Source organism: Parathalassolituus penaei (assembly GCF_026626885.1).
GTDB classification, from domain to species: Bacteria; Pseudomonadota; Gammaproteobacteria; order Pseudomonadales; family Oceanobacteraceae; genus Oceanobacter; species Oceanobacter penaei.
In genome coordinates this window covers 107,066-123,258 of record NZ_JAPNOA010000019.1, presented here as the reverse complement: position 1 = coordinate 123,258, position 16,193 = coordinate 107,066, and the positions used below count along the sequence as shown (strand labels likewise).

The following is a 16,193-nucleotide window of genomic DNA, read 5'->3' as shown; positions in this document are numbered from 1 at the left end:
CACTACAGATTTTAGTCCTATCTGTCGGGTAGAGCAGGATTGCTTCAACTAACGGTTAACGACAGCTCTTCTATACTCAATCAAGTCCTCGTTTGGAGTCTGATGAGCATGGTTGCATCGATATCGGTCGTGCAGGTGTTGTGATCACGTTTATGAACAGTTCAGAAGATGCGGATTACCAAAGCCTGCTGCGCCGTTATGAGCGTGAAAAACTCGCACGTCTGCACGCTGAGGCAATACTCGAGCAAAAAAGTGCCGAGCTGTTTGAGCGTAATCAGGAGTTGTCGCGTCTGACCTGCGAGCTGGAACTGCAAGTACAAGAGCGCACTCGGGCTCTGGCTGAAACTCGCGACCAGGCCTTGCAAGCGGCGCGGGCCAAATCCGATTTTATTGCCAATATGAGCCATGAGATCCGTACGCCGCTGAATGGCGTATTGGGGATCCTCAGTATGTTAGCCGGAACACCGCTGAGTGATGCCCAGCAGCGGCTGGTCAACACTGCCTCCGAGTCAGGTCATCATCTGCTGGGGATCATCAACGACATCCTTGACTTCAGTAAAATTGAATCCGGCAAAATGCAGCTGGATGACAGTCCTGTCGACTTGCCCGACCTGTTACAACAAGGTATCACCAGTTTGCAGGTGGTTGCCCGCAACAAGCGCTTGCAGCTGGTGCTGCAGATTGAGCCTGAATTCCCATCGTTGATTCGCGGTGATGCTCTGCGGTTGCGCCAGATTTTGCTTAACTTGCTGTCCAACGCGATCAAGTTCACACCATCCGGACGGGTGCTGGTGCGCCTGCGGCGTGATGGGCACTTCTGGGAGCTGGAGGTCGAGGATTCCGGTATTGGCATGTCAGCGCAGCAATGCGAGCAGATCTTTAGTGCTTTTGATCAGGGCGACAGTTCTATCACCCGGCGTTTTGGTGGTACCGGGCTGGGGTTGACCATTACCCAGCGTCTGACCCTGTTGATGAAAGGGGAGCTGACCGTTACCAGCCATCCTGATCATGGTTCCTGTTTCCGGGTGCGTTTGCCTCTGTGGATTGTTGATGCCGAACAGGCCCGGAAAGCCAGTACCATCGAAGCCGAGAATGTCCGATTTGACGGTGAGGCGGTATTACTGGTTGAAGATAACGAGGTTAACCAGCTGATTGCCCGCCATTTGCTGGAAAAACTGAATCTGAATGTGACCTGTGCCCGTAATGGTGAAGAAGCCCTGGCTGCCGTTGTTGAGCGTCCATTCGCCTGTATTCTGATGGACCTGCAAATGCCGGTGATGGATGGTCTTGAAGCAACCCGTCGTATTCGTGCCATGGAGGGGGAGGTTGCTTCAACCCCGATTATTGCCATGACCGCTCACGCCTCTGAAGAACACCGCCTGGAAAGTATCGAAAATGGCATGAATGAACATCTCACCAAACCCATAATTGTGAAGCATCTTCAGGCTACACTCGCCCGGTTTATTCACGTTCCAGTTGCGTTGGTTAATGCCTCTGAGCCTGAACTGGTATCGTCATATCTGGTGATGGACGAAGAGAGGGCTCTTGCTCGTCTGGGCGGTAATCGCCTGTTATTTGCGGAGTTGCTGGGCACTTTTGTGCGTGAGCATGAGCAGGATTCCCGTCGCATAGTGGTGGCTTTGGAACGAGGAGATCGCCATTCAGCAATGGTACGACTGCATTCGCTAGCGGGCAGTGCGGCTAATATCGGTGCTGCAGCTTTGGCCCGTTGTGCCCTGTTACTCGAGAACCGCCTGGCGGCAACTCCCTTTATGGCACCGGAAGATATTAACAGCCATCTGGAGCCCGCCTGGCAAGAGCTTATGGCAGCTATCCAGAGTGCTGATGGCACTCTGTTATTGGCACCAGGGGCTCGGGTCTCATATGACTGTCGTCAGGAGCTGTTGACAAGTCCTGAGATTGAACCTCCCGATTTCGATCGGGCGCGGCAAGATTGCGAGCGAATGCAAATCTGGTTGCACGAAGATCTGGTGCAGGTTGATGAGATCCTGGGTCAATTGCTGTTACAACCCCTGCCACCTTGTTTGCTTGATGGTTTATCGCAGCTGCATCAGCTGCTGAACCAGTTCTGTATTGAAGATGCCGAGTCTTTGCTGGAGCAGATCACGGCCAATCTACGTGAGGCCTCAAATCATGACTGACCGTGCCAAAGTATTGATTATTGATGATTCTCCTAATGAAATCCGCATTCTCATGGAAGTGTTGCGAGATGAGTTTGCTGTATTGGGGGCGACCTCCGGGGAACAGGCTATGGCGCTATTGCAAAAGAGTCGGCCTGATCTGGTGTTGCTGGATGCGGTGATGGAGCCGATGGATGGTTACGAGCTCTGTGCTCGGATCCAGAGTCTGGTTCCCGGTTTGCCAGTAATTTTTGTTTCTGTAAATGCCCGAACAGAAGAGATTCTCAAGGGTTACGATGCTGGTGGGCAGGACTATGTTACCAAACCCATCGAACCTGACCTGCTGCGCAAACGGGTGCGTTTCTGTTTGCAGCAGGCTCGCGAGCTGGCGCAGCTGCAAAGCGAAAAGCAGGAAGTCTCCAGTATGGCGATGGCTGCACTTGGCAGTGCAGCAGACATCGGCATTGTTCTGAATTTTGTGCGCGAAGGCATCAAGCTGGGCAGTCAGGCCCTGCTGGTACACAAGATCACTCGTACATTGGCGGACTATGGGCTGGCGGGGTTGGCGCAGGTACGTTCGGGGGATCAGTTCTGGAATGCGTCGACCAATGGTCAGGTCGGAGCGCTGGAGGCCGAGGTGTTGCGTCGCTCACGCTTTATGGACCGCCGCCTGTTTGCCCAAGGCAAACGTCTGATCATCAATTATGACTTTGTGACCCTGCTGATCAAAAACCACCCCAGTGATAACCCCAAACGGGCGGGGGAGTTGTGTGATTACCTGACGATTCTGGGGGAAAACGCCAACGATCTGATCCAGAAAATCCGCGATGACCTTTCCGTATCGGAACAGCGTGTGTGTCTGGTGCTGGATGCCCTGCGTGACTCCCAGAATGCACTGGCCGGAATTCAGGCATTCCAGAAGCAATACAAATCCGACAGCATGTTGCTGATGAATCAGCTGAGTCTGGAAGTAGAGGAAGAGTTTGTGCGGCTTGATCTCACCGAACAGCAGGAGCAGGCCATCAGCGCCATTATCCAGCGCAAACTCAACGAGGCACTGGAAATGGCCCAGGGCGGATTACAGCTGGATGAGCAGTTACAGCGGGTGACCGACAGTCTGGGCGAGCTGACCCGTTCGTTCTGAGCGGGCCAGTTGCAAGAATCATCTGTAAGAACCAGCTGTAAGAATCACTTGTAAGAAAAAGGACTGGTCCGGGAGCTACGGTGGCGAGAGCGGATTAACCGCGTGCCAGTTCGTACACACACATATTGACGGCCGATGCCAGATTCAGCGACTCAATCGCACCGCAGCCCGCGATGGTATAAGGCGTTGCTTGCATAGCTGCCAGAGCCTCCCGTGGTACTCCGCGCGCTTCGTTACCAAACACAAAACAGTCGTGCGACGACTGACCCGCGTTGGCTAATGGCGCTCCCTGCATATCCAGCGTGGCGATGCGTTCAAATCGCTGTGACAGGCTGTCGAGTTCTACATCCAGCTCGATAGGCACATGGAAAATCGCACCCATACTGCTGCGAATGACTTTCGGATTAAACGGATCAACACTGCCCGGACTTAACAGGCAGCGCCAACCGCCAAACCAGGCGAGGGTACGCAGGATAGTGCCGAGGTTGCCAGGGTCCTGTACTTCGTGCAGATACAGACAACGTTCCTGCCCTCCGCGACTGGCCAGCAGGGCATCCATCGGCACAATTGCCACCATTCCCTGCGGCGATTTGGTGTCGGAAATCTGCGCCATCTGGCGCTCACCAATCACGGTTTTGCGGAAACGGCTGTTCCAGTCAGCATGGCTTTCCGTCACAAACAGCTGACAGCCTTCGATGGTGGTTTTTTCCAGTTCCAGCAGCAGATGTTCACCTTCCACCAGGCAATAACCCAGTTCGGAACGGTATTTTTTCTGGTGCAGTTTTTTGACCTGATCAACTTTCATAAACAACCACGAACGGCAGGGGCCCGCAGGATACGGGCCGTGGAAAATGGGCGGCAGTGTAGCACAGGCGCCGCCACGAACGTTCAGGCCAGATGCTGGCGGAAGAAAGCGAGGGTTCGGCTCCAGGCGAGATCTGCCTGCTGTTCGTTATAACGGGGAGTCGAGTTGTTGTGGAACCCGTGCTGGGTGCCGGGATACTGGAACATCTCGAATGATTTGCCTGCGGCGGTCAGGGCCTTTTCGTACTCGTCTTTCATGGCGTTGATGCGCGGGTCGTCCTCGGCGTATTGAATCAGCAGCGGTGCCTGAATATTCGGCACATCGACGGTTTCCGCAGACTTGCCATAAAACGGTACTCCAGCCTGTAAATCCTTGCCCAGAACCACCGCCAACTGGTTCACCACACCGCCGCCAAAGCAGAAACCGGTAGCTCCGAGTTTGCCGTTGGAAAGCGGGTGTTGTTTAACATAACGGGCGCTGTTGAGGAGATCAGCAAACAGCTTGTTCTGATCCAGACTGGCTTGCAGCACCTTGCCGTCTTCATCATTGCCAGGATAACCGCCCGCCGGGAACAGACCGTCCGGTGCCAGGGCGAGAAAGCCTTCGACGGCCAGACGGCGCGCTACGTCTTCGATATACGGGTTCAGACCACGGTTTTCGTGAATCACCACCACTGCCGGAAATGGCCCGTCACCTTTGGGTTTGACCAGATAACCGCGCATACGGCCAGAGTTGCCAGCGGGCGAGTCGTACTCGATGTAATTGGCGTGGATGCGTTCATCGGTGAAGGAAATCACCGCCGCTTCGGCATAGTGAGGTAACAACGCCTGTGCCATGACGAGGGCTGATCCGCCAATCACCACCAGACGGCTGGCGCGCGACAGGAACTCGCGGCGACTCATGGTGGAATGACAGAACTCGTCGTACAGCTCATACACTTGCGGATCAATCGGAATCTGGCTCATGTCGGAACATCCTTTGCTCGGTTATGGCAGTGCCCCACACAGGGCCTGAATAGAAAAGGATAGATCGGTGAGGCGTTGGTTCAGTCACGGCTGATTGAAGTTTTTGATCAGACGGGTGATGTCTGGCTATCAGTGACGGTGTTTTCGGTGATGGGGTTTTTGGTAACAGGGTTTTTAGTGACGGGGGCAGAGACGGGATTTGAAGTTGTGCCCAATAAAAACGCCACGGTAACCGCAAGGTTAACCGTGGCGTTGTTGACTCAACGTTCGCCCGATCAGAACGGCACGTCGTTATCGTAGTCCGGCATCATCTGGGAGAACGGGCTGTTGCCATATTCATCCTGACCGCCAGCCTTGTTGCCCGCACCGGCAAGTTCCACGCGCCATGCCTGCAGACTGGTGAAACATTTTTCCGGCTTGCCCGGAGAGTTCCACAGACGGCCATTCAGGTTGAATGACACCACCACTTCGTCACCCTGACGGTACTGATCCATCAGTGCGCATTTATCCTTGATGGCTTCCAGTGCCACGTAATTCGGGTAGGACGGGTTTTCGCCTTCACCGGTCAGCTTGATCACAAACTCACGCTTGGTAAAACCGTTCTGACCAAAGGTCTGGGTTGGGCCAATGGAGTGGATCTCTCCCTGGACTTCGAAACTCTTGGACATAAATATCACCTGGAAAAAGAGGGCCGCATCATAACATTGATGGCAGCCGGTCACTTACTGGAATGCACCGCGGACTGTGATCAGCGCACGGGTGGCCAGATACAACACCAGACCATTCAGAACATGCCAGACAAAATGGGTACCCAGCGGCCAGATTTCACACCACTGGTTATCCAGTGTGCGGAAGAACAACGACACACAGAACACGGCAAACGCCCCCAGCAACAACCAGCGTTCACAACTCTGGCGGCGGGCATGGTCAAGCCCCAATAACAGCACGGAAGCAATGGCCGGTGCATACATCATGGAACCGTTTAACCAGTCGGGTACCAGCCCGGAAGCATAGTTGGCGGCCATAAACAGCATCATCAAACCGCTACTGACCAGAGCCCCCAAACCGGCCAGACGGCGCAGATAGGTCCAGAGCAGGCTGATCTGGAAGATCAGGATCGGAATCACGTCCATCCACATTGCCCACGGAGTTGCGAAGGTATGGTAGAGGCCGCTGCCGACACCAATGCTGGCGACCAGCACAATCAGCCACCGCAGCGACAGCGGACGTCGCTGCGGATACTGTTGCTGCAGCAAACGCCATAACAGCAGGGCGGCGAGGATAAACACCAGATTGGTAAGCGCGTTAACAGGTTCGGCCCACAGGCCGGGCCCAAGTCGTTCGCAGTATTCGTCGAGCATAAAACGTTCCTGTTGGAGTCATTTGGGGATCTTGGTAACGATGATTGGCAAGTCTGTAAGCTTTGACGGGCAATAGCCAGTTCACTCCAATGTTGAACATTCTTTAATCAATCGTAAGTTACAAAAAGCTGCCTTCTGGCGCTTGTAAAGTTGAACGTCAGTTTGTAATTATCTTTTCAATACTGTTTTAACAAAGTAACGATGACATGGATGCCATTGTTGGATATCTTGACCGGATTCTCGATGCCTTGCCTGAGCAGATTGTTGTCATCGAAAACGATGGCCGCATCCTGTACGTCAACAGTAGCTGGCAAAACTTTGGCCGCGACAATCATGGTGCCGAAACCAACTGGCTAAGGTTAATTATCTCGATGAGTGTGATAAAGCCGTGCAGTCCGGCGATCCCATGGCGTATGAGGTAATTCAGGGAATACAGAATGTGCTGCGCGGCACTATTCCGGAATTCCAGATCGATTACCCTTGTCACAACCCTCACCAGCAACGCTGGTTCACCATGCGGGCAACCGCCTTTGAAATGGCCAACCAGTCTTTTTTCCTGGTCGTTCATCGTGATGTTACCCAGCGTAAACTGGCCGAACAGGAAGTGCTCAAACTCGCCACCATCGACCCACTGACCCAGGTTGGCAATCGTCGCGCCTTTGATGAGTTCCTGCAGCGGGAATGGCGTCGTTGTCAGCGTACCGGTGACCCCTTGTGCCTGATGTTGGTGGATATCGATCATTTCAAACCGGTTAACGACAACTTTGGCCATATCGCCGGTGATCAGAGTTTGTTGAAAGTCGCCCGATTGCTTGGCAGTTATACCGGTCGTTCCGGTGATTTGTGCGCGCGGATTGGCGGCGATGAGTTTGCAGTGATCTGGGGCAGTATGACGTTGGCGCAAGCCGAGATTATGGTGCAAAACCTGTTGCAGAAGGTCAGTGGTATCCGGGTATCCGGCGTAGTACCGCCGGATGCCTTGCAGATATCCATCAGCGTGGGGTTGGCCGAGGTTCGTCCATCCGAGCTGAACAGTGTTGAAGAACTGCAAGCCTTTGTGGACGACCAGCTCTACATGGCCAAAAAGCAGGGGCGTGGGCAAGCGGTGTGCGCTCGTTTTACTCCGAAAGAGGCCCAGACCCTGCGGGCCAAAAGTATGTCCTGATCAGCTGTCCTGACTATCCGATTTTTTGCGGGCTGCTGCCCACGGATCAATCTTGCCATCCGCGGTGTACTGCGGATTTTTCACTTCACGCTCAGCGTGTGATTCCCAGGGTTTACGATCTCCGCCACGGGATGACGAATCACGGGAAGATTCCTTGCGAGGCGCCTTGCTTGGCCAGCCATTGGCAGCCCGGCCATTGTCACCTTCAGACTCATTACGATCAGAGCGCGCATAACGGCTGTCATCACGGTTGCTAGTACTGCTGCGGCCATAACCGTTGCCATCACGGCTGCTGTTGTTATCCCGGTTGCTGCTGCGACCATAACCATTGCCATCACGGCTGTTACGACTGCCCTGACGATCACCAAAACCACGGCCCTGACCCGGACGTTTGTTATGGGACGCGGCCTTGCGTTCGCGTTTTTCCTGCTCTTCCGCGGCCTCTTCCAGGGTCAACACCTGCGGCTCTCGCGGTTGGTGATGCGCCGGCACGATGCGATCACGCGGCGGCAGTTTAAACTGCTCGGACGACGGATTTGGCAGGTTCTTGAAACGGTACAGGTAAAACACCTCCACCTTCTCCCGCGCCCAATCGGTCTTCTTCAGAAACTTCACACTGGCATCAATGGTCGGGTTGGTCTTGAAGCAGTTGATATTCAGATAGGCAAACAGGATCTGGAAACCGTAATGACTCACCAGCTCCTCCAGCATCTGCTTGAGGCCAACCCCGTGCAGCGGGTTGTTCTTGTAGTTGATATCGGAAACGTCGGTCATGAGGTGCCTGGCATGTTTTTGCTAATAGATCAGACAGTGTACGCAGTTGCGGCGCGTACGTCGCTGTAATCTCAATCATTGTGCTCAGGATGCAGCGGCTAGCACGCGCCCGGCGGCATTCAGATCAGCTGATCAGGGAAAGGACTCTATGGTTGGTTACTACCGCAATGGACAGCTTGGAGGCTGCTGGTTTTTCACCCATGTACTGCATCATCGCCACGGCAATGACCTGCTGGTTCGGCATATCGGGCAACTGCGTGAAGCGGTTCGTGATGTCCGCCGGAAACACCCGTTTCAAATTCATGGCTGGGTAGTGTTGCCGGATCACTTTCATTGCCTGATCAGCCTGCCAGAAGGCGATAGCGATTATCCGCTGCGCTGGCGGCTGATTAAAAGCCGGTTTTCCAATACACCATCGTAATTCCAGGGCGCTCACAACCATATTTCTTCGAGGCTGATAATATGACTTCAAGACAACTGGCATTGGTGTAAATGGGTTTCGTTCAGCACTGTTTTTAAAGGTATTTTTTACGAATGGATCTTTCTGCTCGTTACAAGTATTACCAGACGATTCGACGGGGCTGCTATCAGAATGTTCTGGCTAGTGCAGAATTTGGTTGGCTGAGAGATGCTGGGATTGTTTTGGAAATTGCCAGTAAAGGTTGCATTCAGAAGGTGGTGAAGTCTTGGGAATCGGACATCAACTGGGAAGCGGTTCTAAGGTCTAGCAATGATTATCAGCCCAGAAATTTTGATGTATCTGCCTATTTGGGAACAGAGCTGGTTGGCCTTGCTGTTGGGAGAGTCTCTAAAGGCAAGAATATAGTCAGAATTGACAAATTGGAGCGAAAAAAGTCCTGTCGGGAACTGGAGGGGATCTTTGCACTGCTGGTTATTCAGATTGCTTCTGATTATGCGGTCAGACTCGGTGCCTCATCCGTGAGGATCACGGAACCACGTGCCGAGCTGGTGGACTATCTTGAAAGGCACGGGATCGGGATTTTCCGCAAAGGAGGGCCAAACTATCCCTATGATCATGTAAACGTTGCCGTTAATGGCGAGTGATGGCAAGACGATGACTGATTTGATAGCATTACGTTGTATAAAATTTGTTCGGGGAACTGGCATGAGCGCTCTTGCTTTTACAAACTATGAACCTCTTGAGGTTAAAGACGCCAAAGGTCACTCGGTTGTTCAGGCTGTGACTGTTACTGATGAGCAAGTATTGAAGTCAGTCAGGGCCATCGGTGGAAATACAAAGCGTGTTCGTAGCACAAGAGTTGCCAGATTGATCGCTGAGGCGCTGAGGTCTGGCGACAAGTGCCCTGATTGAAAGGATGCGTTTAAGATTCGTCCAGAATAGCTGAGGCCCGGTAATTTTACCGGGCCTTTTCGTTTTACATCACCCGCATACCCGGTTGTGCACCGTCGTTCGGTTCCAGCAGGTAGATCTCGGAGCCACCAGGACCGGCGGCCAGTACCATACCTTCAGACATACCGAATTTCATCTTACGGGGTGCCAGGTTGGCGACCATGATGGTCAGTCGGCCTTCGAGGTCTTCCGGTTTGTAGGCGGCCTTGATGCCAGAGAAGACGTTACGGGTTTCGCCGTTGCCGATATCCAGCGTCAGTTGCAGCAGTTTTTCGGCGCCTTCGACGTGGTCGGCTTTGACAATACGGGCGACGAGCAGGTCGACCTTGGCAAAGTCCGGGAATTCGATGGTGTCGGCGATCACTTCAGTGCCGTCTTCACGCAACTCTTTTCCTGGTTGGCTCGCGCCGGGGCCCTTGTTCTTGTCGGCTTTGCTGGCAGCCGCTTCCGGAGCCGGGTAGGGTGTATTAGCTGAACGCCGCCCGGCGGAACGCGTAATACACCCTGTTGGGAAAGGAGCCTTGTGTCTGGTTATCATCGTATCCTGCAGCCGGGCGGTTGCTGGTTTTTCACCCACGTACTGCATCATCGCCACGGCAATGACCTGCTGATTCGGCATATCGAACAACTGCGTGAAGTGGTTCGTGACGTGCGGTTAAAGCACCCGTTTCAAATTCATGGCTGGGTGGTGCTTCCGGATCACTTTCATTGCCTGATCAGCCTGCCGCAAGGCGATAGCGATTACCCGCTGCGCTGGCGGCTGATCAAAAGCCGGTTTTCCAAAGCTGACTATCGAAAATCAAAATCTACTACTAGTTTTAAAAATTGTAGTTTTTAGGGAAGTGTTCTACTGTTGCTACTATTAAATTAAAAAGTAGTAGAGAGGATGTATGAAGATCCCATTGGCCCCTCCAACCTTCGCGGGTGTTGCATCAGATTCAGACTTGCTGATGAAAATTGTTACATCCCAGATCGGCGCATGTGATGGGAAAGGAAGGTATTTACACTGGGACAAGCTCCGTCATCTGACACCTCCAGAAGGTTTTACAGTGGAGGAATACTGGTATTGCATTTATATTGCCCGTCATAAAATTTTCAAAAAATTACCTTTTGTTGATAAAGATGGCAGGCCTATGCAGTATTGTGTGCCAGAGCCCCTATGGCAGAAGATCGTTTGGATTAGTGAGAATGCGACAGGGGCAATAGAAGGGGATAAAACCGTAAAGGATGAGAAAACACAAAAAACATACTTAATACGGTCACTCATTGAGGAAGCAATTAACTCAAGTCAATTGGAAGGAGCATCGACAACTCGAAGAGTAGCAAAAGAGATGATCCGGTCTGGTCGGGAGCCGAAAGATATATCTGAGAGGATGATTTTAAATAATCATATGGCGCTTAAATTTATTAGCGAAATGAAAAATGAAGAAATTACGCCATCAATGGTATTTGAGTTGCATTCAATTCTAACGAGGGGGACTTTAGATGAAGGGGATAGCCCGGGAGCTTTCAGAAAAGTCGAAGATGATATTTGTGTTTTTGATAGAAATGATGACACAAAGCCTGTGCATATCCCTCCAAAAGCTTCGGAGTTACCTGATAGATTGAGTAGGCTTTGCTCCTTTATCAATAGTGTTGATAAGGATGGAGAGTATATGCACCCAATTGTAAAGGCAGCAATAGCACATTTTATGATTGGTTATGATCATCCCTTTGTCGATGGCAATGGAAGAACTGCTAGAGCGCTTTTTTACTGGGTCATGGCTAAGAATGACTACTGGATGATGGAATATATATCGATATCTAAAATTCTCAAAGAATCACCAGGGGCATACATGAAAGCCTACTTATATTCTGAGGTTGGCGATAATGACCTGACGTATTTTATTGATTTTCAACTGGATGTTGTCGTTAAGGCAATTCAATCATTGCATTCATATCTGGCGGACAAGTCTAGGCAAATTAAAGAGACTTTATTGCTGTTGGATCGTCATGAATTCAAAGCTAAATTCAACCATAGGCAGATATTTTTGATGCGCAATGCTTTAGAAAACCCTGGTCAAGAGTATTTTATCGCAACACATAAAAGCTCTCATGGGGTTGCATATGAAACAGCTCGTAAGGATTTGCTGGCCTTGTCTGGTTCTGGATTATTGAAACGCTATAAAAGCGGAAATCAAGATGTTTTTGTAGCTCCACCAAATTTAAAAGAATTACTTTCTGATGTGTAAGCCAATAAAAGCCACTCTTCGGTGGCTTTTATTGGAGCTTGATTCTTACATCACCCGCATTCCCGGCTGGGCGCCGTCGTTCGGTTCCAGCAGGTAGATCTCAGAGCCGCCGGGACCGGCGGCCAGTACCATGCCTTCGGACATGCCGAATTTCATCTTACGGGGTGCCAGGTTGGCGACCATGATGGTCAGTCGGCCTTCGAGGTCTTCCGGTTTGTAGGCGGCCTTGATACCTGAGAAGACGTTACGGGTTTCGCCGTTGCCGATATCCAGTGTCAGTTGCAGCAGTTTTTCGGCACCTTCGACGTGGTCGGCTTTGACGATCCGGGCGACGCGCAGGTCGACCTTGGCAAAGTCCGGGAATTCGATGGTGTCGGCGATGACTTCGCTGCCGTCTTCTCGCAGGGCGGGCCCCTTGTTCTTGTCGGCTTTTTTGTCCTTCTTCTGTTCTTCCGGCTTGGCGGCGGCTTTGCTGGCAGCGGCTTCCGGAGCCGGGTTTTCTGCAGCCAGTTCAGCTTTGGTTTCTTCCAGAATCGCGGTGACCTTGTCCATTTCTGCACGTGCCAGCATTGGCTGGAACTTGTTGATGGTGTGGCCCAGCAGGATTTCACGACGGGCATCCCAGGCCAGGGATGGCAGGTTCATGAACTCGCAGGTCTTGGTTGCCAGTTCCGGCAGTACCGGTGCCAGGTAGGTCATCAGCTGACGGAACAGGTTGAGGGCCACGGAGCAGACGTCGATGACTTCCTGCTGACGGCCTTCTTCCTTGTTCATGGCCCACGGGGCCTTGTCCTGGATGTATTCGTTGGCGCGGTCGGCCAGCGCCATGATCTCTTTCATGGCCTTGCTGAATTCACGGGCTTCGTAGTACTCGGCAATCTGCTCACCGGCGTCGATGAACTGCTGCACCATGGCCTGTTCCACACAGCTTGTGCTCAGCTGGCCACCGGCCCTGGCAACGAAGTTGGCGGTACGACTGGCGATGTTCACCAGTTTGTTGACCAGGTCGGCGTTTACACGTTGTATGAAGTCTTCGAGGTTGAGGTCGAAGTCGTCAACACTGGCACCCAGCTTGGCGGCGAAGTAATAACGCAGGTAGCTTGGGTTCAGGTGGTTCAGGAAGGTACGGGCCTTGATAAAGGTGCCACGAGACTTCGACATCTTGGCGCCGTTAACGGTGACAAAACCGTGAGCGTTGACCGCGGTCGGGGTGCGGTAATCGGCGGCGGTCAGCATGGATGGCCAGAACAGGGCGTGGAAGTTGACGATGTCCTTGCCGATGAAGTGGTACAGCTCGGTGGTGGAGCCTTTCTGCCAGTATTCATCGAAGTTCAGACCCAGCGCCTTGCCTTTTTCGGAGTCGCAGAGGTTCTGGAATGAGGCCATGTAGCCGATAGGCGCGTCGAGCCAGACGTAGAAATACTTGTTCGGCGCATCCGGAATTTCGAAGCCGAAGTATGGCGCGTCACGGGAGATGTCCCATTCCTGCAGGCCGGAATCCAGCCACTCGGCCAGCTTGTTGGCGATTTCGTTTTGCAGGGTGCCGGAGCGGGTCCATTCCTGCAGGAACTGCTGGAAGTCCGGCAGTTTGAAGAAGTAGTGCTCGGACTCTTTTTCCACCGGGGTGGCACCGGAAATGGTGGAGTACGGGTTTTTCAGTTCGGCCGGGGTGTAGGTGGCGCCACAGGCTTCACAGTTGTCGCCGTACTGGTCGCCAGCACCACACTTCGGACATTCACCCTTGATGTAACGGTCGGCCAGGAACAGTTCTTTCACCGGATCGTACAGCTGCTTGATGGCGCGTACCGCGATGTGGCCCTTGTCGCGACAGGCTTTGTAGATCTCTTCGGAGAGGATGCGGTTTTCTTCACAGTGGGTGCTGTGGAAGTTGTCGAACCCGACCTGGAAACCGGCGAAGTCGGCTTCGTGCTCGGCTTTTACCGCCGCAATCTGGGCTTCCGGGGAGCGGCCTTCTTTCTCAGCACGCAGCATGATCGCAGTGCCGTGGGCGTCGTCGGCACACACGTAGGTGCACATATGACCACGGGATTTCTGGAAGCGTACCCAGATGTCGGTCTGGATGTACTCCAGCAGGTGGCCCAGGTGAATCGAGCCGTTGGCGTAGGGCAGGGCACTGGTGACCAGGATCTTGCGTTGGCTGTTTGTCATGGAAAGCTACCGGTGGAAGAGAATGTCGAATTCAAAGGGCGCTATTGTAGCCGCTAAGTGGCCGGGCTTCACCCGGCGCGAGACCGGATGAAGCACAGGTTGGCAATCAGTCAGTTACGTGGCAAAAAGCGCGGGCCATCGAACACCCGTACCGGGTTGCCCCGTTCGAGTTCGTTGTGTTGTTGCCAGCGTTGCTGCTGGTGTTGCTGGTTCTGTTGTTGCTGCTGCTCCGCCAGTTTGTGTGCCAGCAGTTGCAGCGCCAGTCGTTTGTTGGCGTGCTGGCTGCGTTCGGTTTCAATCCGGACACTGATCCCGCTGGGTCGGTGTCGCGCTCGCACCGCCGAGTTGGTGGTATTCACATGCTGGCCACCGGCACCTGAGGCGCGGCAGCTGCTGAACTCCACATCGACGACGGCCAGCTCCGGCAAATGGCCATCTTGTGGATCAAACAGATGGGCACTGAAAAACCAGTTCTTGCGAGCATGACCGGGTCTGATCGGGCTTGGGCATACCCACAGCAGAGAGCCCTGCCAGCGTTGGCAAAAACTCGCGGGCAGGGCGCTGGTGGTAAACGCCGCCAGTACCGATTGGTAATCACCGGTTTTACCCTTGATGATTTCCAGCGCATGCACGCTCAGTCCTGCTTCCGCCGCTTCCTGCTGCAGGCGCTGCCAGGCCAGCGCTACGGCACGTTCACATTCCGCCGGGCCGCGGCCCGACGATAACTGAATCCAGCTCATCAGCAGCACTCCCCACGGGTTTTGTAGGTCAGTACCGGTTTCAGCCGTGCCAGTGGTTCCACCAGTCCGGCTTGTTGCAGGCTTTCCATAATGGCACTGGCGGGCTTGTAGGCTTCCGGTGCCTCGTCGTACAGGAGTTCACGGTCTGCGCAGATCACCTGACTGCCAAAGCGGGTGTAACGCAGATCGTTCACCGAGTACTTGTGACTCAGGCGTTGCCGACAGTCTCCACGTTTCCATTTACGCCCGGCGCCGTGGGCCAGCGAACACAGCAGATCCGGGTTGGCGATGGGCCGCACCAGCCAGCTGTAATCACCACGGGAACCGGGAATCACCACCAGGCCCTGATCCGATGGGGTAGCGCCTTTGCGATGTAACCAGCCGGTCTGGCCGTGCAGCTGAAACGGACTGACCAGATTGTGGTTCACATCCAGCAACGGCTCGCCCTCGCTGCCAATTGCCACCAGAAAACGGCGGGCGATCAGCTCGCGGTTCAGTTCGGCCCAGCGCAGCGCCTGATCATGCTGTTGCCGATAAGCCGCCTGTGCGGGTTGTTGGTCGGTTAATCCCTGATGGTTATGTTGCTCGACATGGCTGGTCAGAATCTGTTGGCCCAGCCCACGAGAACCGGAATGCACCAGCAGTAACAGACGTTGCTGATCCAGCCCCGGCAGCTCAGCCGCCGGAATATAGAGCTGGTCGATTTGCTGGAACTCGGCGAAGTGATTGCCGCCACCAATGGTGCCCAGCGACTGGTCGTGAGCGGTGGCTTGCAAGCCCAGTTGCTGTTGCCGTTGCTGAATCAGCGCCAGCCAGTGCTGCTCCAGCGGTTGTTCCTGGTTACCCAGTTTGCGCTCCAGTTTGTCGACACTGGTTTTGTGGTGCTTGAGGCTGGTTTGCCACAGCGCCATTCCACAACCAATGTCGGAGCCGACCAGCGCCGGGTACAAAACGCCCTGACTGAAAAACGCCGCGCCCACCGGATAACCACGGCCGGGGTGTAAATCCGGCATACCAATGACGCGTTGCATACCACTGAGTTCAGCGGTTTTGATGAGTTGTTGGGTTGCCAATCCTTCGATCCAGGTATTGGCGGATGCGATCAGGGATACCTGATCCGCAAGCATTTGGATGCAATTGCCCATGTCCGAAACCTTGTTCAGATAACAGAAAAATAACGTTGGGCAGGTCGTGGTTGGCCGTCACTGGCCGAAGTCATAACAGGAAACGGGTTCCTGCTGAGCGGGCAGCGAGGGTCAGATCAGACCTGCAAGGGAAGTGATTGGGTATGAATGCGCCATGGTGTTACCTCCTATGCAGTAATGG

At 53.6% G+C, this 16,193-nt stretch carries 16 protein-coding genes and 1 pseudogene; 8 read left to right on the top strand and 9 right to left on the bottom strand.

What is annotated here, in order from left to right:
* Positions 1–152 precede the first annotated feature (152 nt).
* Both OUO13_RS06390 and OUO13_RS06385 read left to right on the top strand, forming a co-directional pair.
* Complete coding sequence (locus tag OUO13_RS06390; RefSeq protein WP_283173029.1) at positions 153–2,162, top strand: ATP-binding protein; 2,010 nt, start codon at positions 153–155, stop codon at positions 2,160–2,162.
* Positions 2,155–3,285 carry a response regulator gene (locus OUO13_RS06385; protein ID WP_283173028.1) on the top strand — a complete coding sequence of 377 codons (1,131 nt, stop codon included), beginning with the start codon at positions 2,155–2,157 and terminating at the stop codon, positions 3,283–3,285. The genes OUO13_RS06390 and OUO13_RS06385 overlap by 8 nt, the downstream gene beginning before the upstream one ends.
* Before the next feature lie 94 nt (positions 3,286–3,379).
* On the opposite strand, the gene OUO13_RS06380 is transcribed toward OUO13_RS06385, so the two are convergent.
* The 4 genes from OUO13_RS06380 to OUO13_RS06365 form a co-directional block, all read right to left on the bottom strand.
* Positions 3,380–4,090 (bottom strand): TrmH family RNA methyltransferase, encoded by a 711-nt coding sequence (locus OUO13_RS06380; protein ID WP_283173027.1) that lies wholly within the window; start codon positions 4,088–4,090, stop codon positions 3,380–3,382.
* An 83-nt stretch (positions 4,091–4,173) separates the two neighbouring features.
* Complete coding sequence (locus OUO13_RS06375; RefSeq protein WP_283173026.1) at positions 4,174–5,055, bottom strand: dienelactone hydrolase family protein; 882 nt, start codon at positions 5,053–5,055, stop codon at positions 4,174–4,176.
* A 275-nt stretch (positions 5,056–5,330) separates the two neighbouring features.
* Positions 5,331–5,723, bottom strand: a complete 393-nt coding sequence (locus OUO13_RS06370; RefSeq protein WP_283173025.1) for a DUF3127 domain-containing protein — start codon at positions 5,721–5,723, stop codon at positions 5,331–5,333.
* A gap of 54 nt (positions 5,724–5,777) precedes the next feature.
* Positions 5,778–6,416: a ceramidase domain-containing protein gene (locus OUO13_RS06365; RefSeq protein ID WP_283173024.1), complete on the bottom strand. Its 639-nt coding sequence runs from the start codon at positions 6,414–6,416 to the stop codon at positions 5,778–5,780.
* Positions 6,417–6,622: 206 nt separating this feature from the next.
* Between OUO13_RS06365 and OUO13_RS06360 the strand changes: the two genes are divergently transcribed.
* Together OUO13_RS06360 and OUO13_RS06355 are read left to right on the top strand one after the other, a co-directional pair.
* The gene (locus OUO13_RS06360; RefSeq protein WP_283173023.1) at positions 6,623–6,838 is read left to right on the top strand and encodes a hypothetical protein; all 216 of its coding nucleotides are present in this window, start codon (positions 6,623–6,625) and stop codon (positions 6,836–6,838) included.
* On the top strand, positions 6,823–7,581 hold the full coding sequence (locus tag OUO13_RS06355; RefSeq protein WP_283173022.1) for a GGDEF domain-containing protein: 759 nt from the start codon (positions 6,823–6,825) through the stop codon (positions 7,579–7,581). Before OUO13_RS06360 ends, OUO13_RS06355 begins: the two co-directional genes overlap by 16 nt.
* Here the strand turns inward: OUO13_RS06355 and OUO13_RS06350 are convergent, their stop codons facing one another.
* Positions 7,582–8,355 carry a VF530 family protein gene (locus tag OUO13_RS06350; protein WP_283173021.1) on the bottom strand — a complete coding sequence of 258 codons (774 nt, stop codon included), beginning with the start codon at positions 8,353–8,355 and terminating at the stop codon, positions 7,582–7,584.
* Positions 8,356–8,503: 148 nt separating this feature from the next.
* Here OUO13_RS06350 and OUO13_RS20040 point away from each other — a divergent pair, with 148 nt between their 5' ends.
* Together OUO13_RS20040 and OUO13_RS06340 are read left to right on the top strand one after the other, a co-directional pair.
* On the top strand, positions 8,504–8,776 hold the full coding sequence (locus OUO13_RS20040; RefSeq protein ID WP_428982322.1) for an REP-associated tyrosine transposase: 273 nt from the start codon (positions 8,504–8,506) through the stop codon (positions 8,774–8,776).
* Between the two features lie 113 nt (positions 8,777–8,889).
* Positions 8,890–9,420, top strand: a complete 531-nt coding sequence (locus OUO13_RS06340) for a hypothetical protein (RefSeq protein WP_283173019.1) — start codon at positions 8,890–8,892, stop codon at positions 9,418–9,420.
* A 332-nt stretch (positions 9,421–9,752) separates the two neighbouring features.
* Here OUO13_RS06340 and metG (OUO13_RS06335) read toward each other — a convergent pair.
* A pseudogene (metG, locus tag OUO13_RS06335) lies at positions 9,753–10,115 on the bottom strand (methionine--tRNA ligase subunit beta); the annotation flags it as partial.
* A gap of 135 nt (positions 10,116–10,250) precedes the next feature.
* Between metG (OUO13_RS06335) and OUO13_RS06330 the strand changes: the two are divergent.
* Positions 10,251–10,565 carry an REP-associated tyrosine transposase gene (locus OUO13_RS06330; protein WP_283173018.1) on the top strand — a complete coding sequence of 105 codons (315 nt, stop codon included), beginning with the start codon at positions 10,251–10,253 and terminating at the stop codon, positions 10,563–10,565.
* 52 nt (positions 10,566–10,617) lie between these two features.
* The gene (locus tag OUO13_RS06325; RefSeq protein ID WP_283173017.1) at positions 10,618–11,958 is read left to right on the top strand and encodes a Fic family protein; all 1,341 of its coding nucleotides are present in this window, start codon (positions 10,618–10,620) and stop codon (positions 11,956–11,958) included.
* Positions 11,959–12,003: 45 nt separating this feature from the next.
* Here OUO13_RS06325 and metG (OUO13_RS06320) read toward each other — a convergent pair whose 3' ends face one another.
* The 3 genes from metG (OUO13_RS06320) to OUO13_RS06310 all read right to left on the bottom strand — a co-directional run bounded on the left by metG (OUO13_RS06320) (position 12,004) and on the right by OUO13_RS06310 (position 16,012).
* A complete protein-coding gene (gene metG, locus OUO13_RS06320) occupies positions 12,004–14,127 on the bottom strand; it encodes a methionine--tRNA ligase (protein WP_283173016.1) in 2,124 nt (707 codons plus the stop codon).
* A gap of 110 nt (positions 14,128–14,237) precedes the next feature.
* Positions 14,238–14,867: a peptide chain release factor H gene (prfH, locus tag OUO13_RS06315; protein WP_283173015.1), complete on the bottom strand. Its 630-nt coding sequence runs from the start codon at positions 14,865–14,867 to the stop codon at positions 14,238–14,240.
* Positions 14,867–16,012 carry an RNA ligase RtcB family protein gene (locus OUO13_RS06310; protein WP_283173014.1) on the bottom strand — a complete coding sequence of 382 codons (1,146 nt, stop codon included), beginning with the start codon at positions 16,010–16,012 and terminating at the stop codon, positions 14,867–14,869. Before OUO13_RS06310 ends, prfH begins: the two co-directional genes overlap by 1 nt.
* Positions 16,013–16,193 lie beyond the last annotated feature (181 nt).

Excerpts from the sequence above, each read along its gene's own strand:
- OUO13_RS06390 (WP_283173029.1), top strand. The coding sequence starts at position 153 with ATGAACAGTTCAGAAGATGCGGATTACCAAAGCCTGCTGCGCCGTTAT.
- OUO13_RS06385 (WP_283173028.1), top strand. The coding sequence starts at position 2,155 with ATGACTGACCGTGCCAAAGTATTGATTATTGATGATTCTCCTAATGAA.
- OUO13_RS06380 (WP_283173027.1), bottom strand. The coding sequence starts at position 4,090 with ATGAAAGTTGATCAGGTCAAAAAACTGCACCAGAAAAAATACCGTTCC.
- OUO13_RS06375 (WP_283173026.1), bottom strand. The coding sequence starts at position 5,055 with ATGAGCCAGATTCCGATTGATCCGCAAGTGTATGAGCTGTACGACGAG.
- OUO13_RS06370 (WP_283173025.1), bottom strand. The coding sequence starts at position 5,723 with ATGTCCAAGAGTTTCGAAGTCCAGGGAGAGATCCACTCCATTGGCCCA.
- OUO13_RS06365 (WP_283173024.1), bottom strand. The coding sequence starts at position 6,416 with ATGCTCGACGAATACTGCGAACGACTTGGGCCCGGCCTGTGGGCCGAA.
- OUO13_RS06360 (WP_283173023.1), top strand. The coding sequence starts at position 6,623 with ATGGATGCCATTGTTGGATATCTTGACCGGATTCTCGATGCCTTGCCT.
- OUO13_RS06355 (WP_283173022.1), top strand. The coding sequence starts at position 6,823 with ATGGCGTATGAGGTAATTCAGGGAATACAGAATGTGCTGCGCGGCACT.
- OUO13_RS06350 (WP_283173021.1), bottom strand. The coding sequence starts at position 8,355 with ATGACCGACGTTTCCGATATCAACTACAAGAACAACCCGCTGCACGGG.
- OUO13_RS20040 (WP_428982322.1), top strand. The coding sequence starts at position 8,504 with ATGGTTGGTTACTACCGCAATGGACAGCTTGGAGGCTGCTGGTTTTTC.
- OUO13_RS06340 (WP_283173019.1), top strand. The coding sequence starts at position 8,890 with ATGGATCTTTCTGCTCGTTACAAGTATTACCAGACGATTCGACGGGGC.
- OUO13_RS06325 (WP_283173017.1), top strand. The coding sequence starts at position 10,618 with ATGAAGATCCCATTGGCCCCTCCAACCTTCGCGGGTGTTGCATCAGAT.
- metG (WP_283173016.1), bottom strand. The coding sequence starts at position 14,127 with ATGACAAACAGCCAACGCAAGATCCTGGTCACCAGTGCCCTGCCCTAC.
- prfH (WP_283173015.1), bottom strand. The coding sequence starts at position 14,867 with ATGAGCTGGATTCAGTTATCGTCGGGCCGCGGCCCGGCGGAATGTGAA.
- OUO13_RS06310 (WP_283173014.1), bottom strand. The coding sequence starts at position 16,012 with ATGGGCAATTGCATCCAAATGCTTGCGGATCAGGTATCCCTGATCGCA.